Origin of the sequence: Paenibacillus sp. Soil724D2, assembly GCF_001427935.1 — a bacterium.
Classification (GTDB): Bacteria; Bacillota; Bacilli; order Paenibacillales; family NBRC-103111; genus Paenibacillus_E.
The window spans coordinates 1-5,789 of the sequence record NZ_LMRY01000038.1 but is presented as its reverse complement, the minus strand read 5'-3'; the positions used below and the strand labels follow the sequence as shown (position 1 = coordinate 5,789).

The window sequence follows — 5,789 nt, the reverse complement described above, 5'->3', positions numbered from 1 at the left end:
AATCGGATAAGAGCCTTTAGAGACTGCTATCTCTTCATTTTCACCGTATTATGTAAAAATAGAAGTCCCTAAAGACTCTTAACGTTCAAATGAAGTGTGGGTTCGATAGAAATACCGTCGGATAAACCTTAAGGAGCTAATTTCACTATTAAAGCACTATTTTCCCACAAGGCGCCATAATATCTTGGGTAGGTGACTGTTTTTGAATGCGCTATAAATCGCAGCACTAAACCTGATGAAGCTGGATCTTAGCGATCTTGCCAGCGTCCGCAATTTTGTCCNGGATAAACCTTAAGGAGCTAATTTCACTATTAAAGCACTATTTTCCCACAAGGCGCCATAATATCTTGGGTAGGTGACTGTTTTTGAATGCGCTATAAATCCTTATGTAGCAAGGGTTTTGAATTACGAAATTGACTCTTTACTACAACTTTAGACAGGCAAATCCACGTTTACGCCGCGATTGTTGTAAAACATACAACAATTCCAGCCAAAAGCAGCTCTATGACATAGAAATAGGCTAATTTGTTGTACAGCGTACAACATCTGGAGCTTTCACAGAAGAAATCAAGCAAATTGTTGTACGAATTACAACTTCGTGAATCCTGGGCGCGATTGAATGACTAATATGACTAATTCTCCATTTCTTCAAAAAACCAACCCAACATCATTTATCAGAAAAAATCATCATTCAAGTGATGAAACCCAACCACTTATCCCCAACTTTATGCCACATCTTATCCAGCCGACTGCGCAAATCATAATTTCCTATACAAAAAAAAGAGACAAGCGAATGTATTCACATTCGCCGCCTCTTTTTACTAACCCATATAGTTATCTATCGCTGCCAAAACCTCTTGTAATTTGCGATTAACTTCTATCAGCTTAGATTCCAACTGTTCATAGTCACTTTGTGTATCAAGAGTTGATTCATGAATCGCATCCTGCAAGTCACATGCTGAGCTGGAAAGATCTATCGCCCCAATATTGGAAGCAATCCCTTTCAACGTATGGACCAGCAAAATAGCTTTCTTGATGTCGTCTGCTTGAAGCGCCTCCCGAATTTCAACGGCTGTTTCTGCATGATTTTGTACAAATAGCTGCAAAATCCGATGATATAATTCCGTTTTATTTCCCAAACGCTCCATTGCTTCTTTTACTTGTAAAACAGGCAAGGTTTCATACGTTTCTACGGTGGCAGCGGCCTGTGCCATGCCTTGCAATTTCGAGCTTTGAATCACACGCTGCAGCACACTGAACAGCTCAATGGGTTCAAAGGGTTTTGTTATATAAGCCTTCATTCCTGCTTCAAGCACTTGCTCCTTAACACCCTTCACCGCATCAGCCGTCATCGCTATAATAGGTGGAACTTTGTAGCCCGTCTCGATGATTTGACGCGTAGCCTCATATCCGTCCATCACAGGCATTTGCAAGTCCATTAATATGGCGTCATATCGTTTATTTTCGACCATATTTATGGCTACCGCACCATTCTCTGCCACATCGACAAACATCCCCTTCTCACTTAGAAACTCTTTGGCTACCATTTGATTGATCTCATTATCTTCTACTAGCAAAATGTTGGCGTTGCGAAGCTCTGTGAATTTCTCTGCTTGATCCTGGTCCTGTATGATGCGCTTTTCCAAAGAATGAGAGATCTGAGGCTCAAATAAACCCACAATTTCGTTATACAGCTGTGACTGGCTAATGGGAAAGTACATAACTTTCTTAACAACAGACGTATGAGCAAGCTCTTGCAATTGGGATTCGTGATAAGCACTGATAATCACAAGAACTTGAGACGGCGTCGAATAGTTCGTTTTGATATTATCCACAAGTTGAACGGCATCCGCATGTTCCAGCTGCCAATCAATAAGTACCAAGTCAAACCGACAATCACGGTGAATATCAGTAATATCATTGTCCAACGACCCGATGACACAGACAATGAATTGCAGCTGTTCAAGTTGGCTTTTCAAAATCAATTGCATTTCGGGGCTATCGCACACCAGTAATACGCGAAGGAACTTCAAATGAAAGTCTTTCTCTACTTCAAAAAATACACCCGTGCTTTGATCAAAACGTGAGGTAAAGGTAAAACAAGACCCGCTTTCCGGCTCGCTTTCTAAGTCGATTGACCCTCCCATAAGTTCGATCAACTTTTGACTAATAACCAGCCCAAGGCCCGTGCCCCCGTATCTGCGGGTCATCGACATGTCTGCTTGCGTGAATCCTCGGAAAAGTTGATTTTGCTGCTCCTTAGTCATACCAATCCCTGTATCGCTAACGTTAAAACGAAGCACAATCCCTTGGTCGTTTCTCGATTGCAATTGGACGGAAATGGCTACTTCCCCGTATTCCGTGAACTTAATCGCATTATTGCACAGGTTTAGCAGTACCTGATTTAATCGGAACGGGTCTCCCTTGAGCATCTGAGGAACCGCGTGATGAACAGAGAAGTGGAGCTTGAGCCCTTTTTCAAACACTTTAAAGCTCATCATCGTCGAAATATTGTTAAGCACCTCATACAAATCGAAATCGATTTGTTCCAAGACGATCTTCTTCGCCTCTATCTTCGAGAAATCGAGGATGTCGCTAATGATGGAGAGCAGGCTCTTGGCGGATAGCACCGTTTTGTCCAAGTAATCCTTTTGCTGGTCTGTGAGCTCTGTTTGCTGCAGTAAGTAATTAAAGCCAAGGATCGCATTCATGGGTGTACGGATTTCGTGGCTCATATTTGCTATAAACTCGCTTTTGGCGCGATTTGCGGCATCAGCCGCTTCTTTTGCCTCTATCAGCAATTTATTATTGCCCTCAAGCTCCGTAGTGCGATTATCAATGCGTTCCTCTAAGCTTTCATTAACTTGCAATAACTCTTCAATCAGACTTACATTTGTATTTTCTAAATCAAGTGCTTCTAGATTTCGTTCCTTGAGCTTAGAGGACATTTCATTAAATGCATTGGTGAGCTCGCCAATAACATCTTTGCGGTAATTATCTATAACAATTCCGAAATTTCCATTCCGGATATCAATCACTTTTTCATTCAATATTTTAATAGGTGTAATGATCCATTTCGTTAATAAGAGACTTAGCGCGATCAAAATAACTAGCACAATTAGAGCCTCTATACCAAACTTGAGAAGCAAAGTATGAATGTCTTCTGTCAAATCGTGCTCAGGTATCGCAATGACTAAGTACCAATCAAAATTCCCATTAAACGAATATTTACTAACATCTAAAAAATAATTCTCACCCTGAATTTGATACTTACCCGAACGAATCTGAAGTTCATTATTAGCTTTCTCTTTGATCAACCCATTACTTTCTTTAATTACTTTATTTTCTGATGTGCTAGCTCTGACTCTCTCATATTCATCCCCTTTTTTCGTAAATAAGGTATTTCCAGTTGAAGTTGCAATTAATTCTCCTGTAGGCTCCATGAGGAAAGCCAGACCATTTTTACTAATATTAATATTTCGCATATGCCTAGCTACCTTATCTAGAGAAATATCCGTACCAAAAACCCCAACAACTTTGCCATCAACCGATATTAAAGGTTTGGACGTTGTAATTCCCAGACCAGTTTCAAATACACCTCCATATACTTTTGACCAATAAGTAGTTCCCGTCCATTTCGCTTGCTCATACCATGATTGTTTTCGAGCGTCAAAGCTCGGAACAACCTTAAGCTCCTTCATAAAATCACCAAATTGATTTACTCGATTAACAATAACTTTGTTGGAAGGTTCTCCCGTCGAGGAAGCAATTTCCAAAACACCATTATTTACCCCAGATGATACAAATTTGCCTGATTCATTCGCATAATAAGCATAGTCAATAAAGTCATTATTCCGAACTTCTTCTAGAAAAACCTTCCCCAACTTATCGACATCTTGTGAGTTCAGAGAACCATTTCCCTCTAACGTGACATTCAAACTATTCACATACTCCGCCGGTTTAAAATAGCTGTCCAACTGATTAAATATATCGGATTGTAAATGATGGATGACGCGTAAATTGGTTTTGTCAGTGACTTTAGATGTAAATCTATTGACCTGAAGATAATAAATAGCTCCCAATATAAGGGGTATACATATAAATGGAAAAATGATTTGTTTATGTAGACTTAAACGACTATATGTACGCGCAAAGCTCTTTAGCATCTGTAATGCCTCCAAATGAAATACGTCTGTGTATTCATTTATTCGACATGATTTGAAGTTATCCTTGATTGCAATGTAAATCTGTGGTACGGTACTAAATCCAATTCTACAATAGGTTGTTTATCCTCTTTCGGATGCATAGGAGGGGTTCCCGCGTTGTTTTGTTGCCTTCCATACGCCAGTCATGAATCAGTTTGCCGCTGACTTTCAATCGTACTGGCGATTGCATACGGGCTCTAGGCCAAAATAATTCAGAATGCAGTACCGTCCGTACCAAGGAATGTATGCAAAAAAAAGTGGTTGAACAGGAAAGTTTCCTGTTCAACCACTTTACTTTATACTACGATACCGGCAAGAGGACTCGAACCTCCACCCTTTCGGACTCGATTTTGAGTCGAGCGCGTCTGCCATTCCGCCATGCCGGCTTATGTGGCGCGCCTTGATGTGTTAAGGCGCGCATGCAATTAAGATAATGCCGAAGACCGGACTTGAACCGGTACGGTAGTCACCTACCGCAGGATTTTAAGTCCTGTGCGTCTGCCGATTCCGCCACTCCGGCTTAATGGAAAGCTCCGAACTGGAAGTAACTAAGCTACAATCCAGTTCATCACTTTGGGATGCGCGTAGAGGGACTTGAACCCCCACGGTCGCCCGCTAGATCCTAAGTCTAGTGCGTCTGCCAATTCCGCCATACGCGCATGTTGTTAATAAGGGAATAGGAGAGATCCGCCTAAAGATCCCTATATATAGTGAGTCATGTAGGATTCGAACCTACGACACCCTGATTAAAAGTCAGGTGCTCTACCAACTGAGCTAATGACTCTTGAAAAGAATGGGCGGACGACGGGACTTGAACCCGCGAATGCTGGATCCACAAACCAGTGCGTTAACCCCTTCGCCACGACCGCCATATGAATAAGTCTTGCTAGGCCCCGACAAAGTAATCGGCGTTATTACAACGCTTCACTTTGGGGTACTGTGGTGCCGTCGAGAGGACTTGAACCCCCAACCTACTGATTACAAGTCAGTTGCTCTACCAGTTGAGCTACAACGGCTTATTAAGTTTGTAAGAATGGTGGCTCGGGACGGAATCGAACCGCCGACACGAGGATTTTCAGTCCTCTGCTCTACCGACTGAGCTACCGAGCCTTACAAGATGTTGAATTGGGACCCCCGGAAAGTATTCGGCATTTACTACAAAGCTTTGCTTCACTTTTTGGGGTTTAGTGGCGGAGCTGACGGGATTCGAACCCGCGGTCTCCTGCGTGACAGGCAGGCATGTTAGGCCACTACACCACAGCTCCAAAATGTACATGATATGGTGAACGCTGACGGGATCGAACCGCCGACCCCTACCCTGTCAAGGTAGTGCTCTCCCAGCTGAGCTAAGCGTTCATGTTAATGGATAATGACCCGTAGGGGACTCGAACCCCTGTTACCTCCGTGAAAGGGAGGTGTCTTAACCACTTGACCAACGGGCCTTATTTCCGCGCAAAAGAGGCGGCAAAAAAAATACCCAACTAGTGGGTACTGCTTGGCAACGTTCTACTCTCCCAGAACCCTGCGGTTCAAGTACCATCGACGCTGGAGGGCTTAACGGTCGTGTTCGAGATGGGAACGCGT

General features: G+C 42.7%; 1 protein-coding gene, 10 tRNA genes and 1 rRNA gene. All 12 read right to left on the bottom strand.

From position 1 onward, the window contains the following. Nucleotides 1-821: 821 nt before the first annotated feature. The gene (locus ASG85_RS26175) at nt 822-4,166 is read right to left on the bottom strand and encodes a response regulator (RefSeq protein WP_060648179.1); all 3,345 of its coding nucleotides are present in this window, start codon (nt 4,164-4,166) and stop codon (nt 822-824) included. A gap of 346 nt (nt 4,167-4,512) precedes the next feature. Next, nucleotides 4,513-4,591: transfer RNA gene (locus ASG85_RS26170), tRNA-Leu, on the bottom strand. A gap of 48 nt (nt 4,592-4,639) precedes the next feature. Next, nucleotides 4,640-4,725 (bottom strand) — tRNA-Leu (locus ASG85_RS26165). A gap of 59 nt (nt 4,726-4,784) precedes the next feature. Continuing rightward, nucleotides 4,785-4,864: transfer RNA gene (locus tag ASG85_RS26160), tRNA-Leu, on the bottom strand. 52 nt (nt 4,865-4,916) lie between these two features. Beyond that, nucleotides 4,917-4,989, bottom strand: a tRNA-Lys gene (locus tag ASG85_RS26155). 12 nt (nt 4,990-5,001) lie between these two features. Next, a tRNA-His gene (locus ASG85_RS26150) sits at nt 5,002-5,074 on the bottom strand. Nucleotides 5,075-5,145: 71 nt separating this feature from the next. Further along, a tRNA-Thr gene (locus ASG85_RS26145) sits at nt 5,146-5,221 on the bottom strand. 18 nt (nt 5,222-5,239) lie between these two features. Then, a tRNA-Phe gene (locus tag ASG85_RS26140) sits at nt 5,240-5,315 on the bottom strand. A gap of 78 nt (nt 5,316-5,393) precedes the next feature. Next, nucleotides 5,394-5,470: transfer RNA gene (locus tag ASG85_RS26135), tRNA-Asp, on the bottom strand. Nucleotides 5,471-5,485: 15 nt separating this feature from the next. After that, nucleotides 5,486-5,561, bottom strand: a tRNA-Val gene (locus ASG85_RS26130). Between the two features lie 14 nt (nt 5,562-5,575). After that, nucleotides 5,576-5,647 (bottom strand) — tRNA-Glu (locus ASG85_RS26125). A gap of 51 nt (nt 5,648-5,698) precedes the next feature. Continuing rightward, nucleotides 5,699-5,789, bottom strand: a 5S ribosomal RNA gene (gene rrf / locus ASG85_RS26120); the annotation flags it as partial.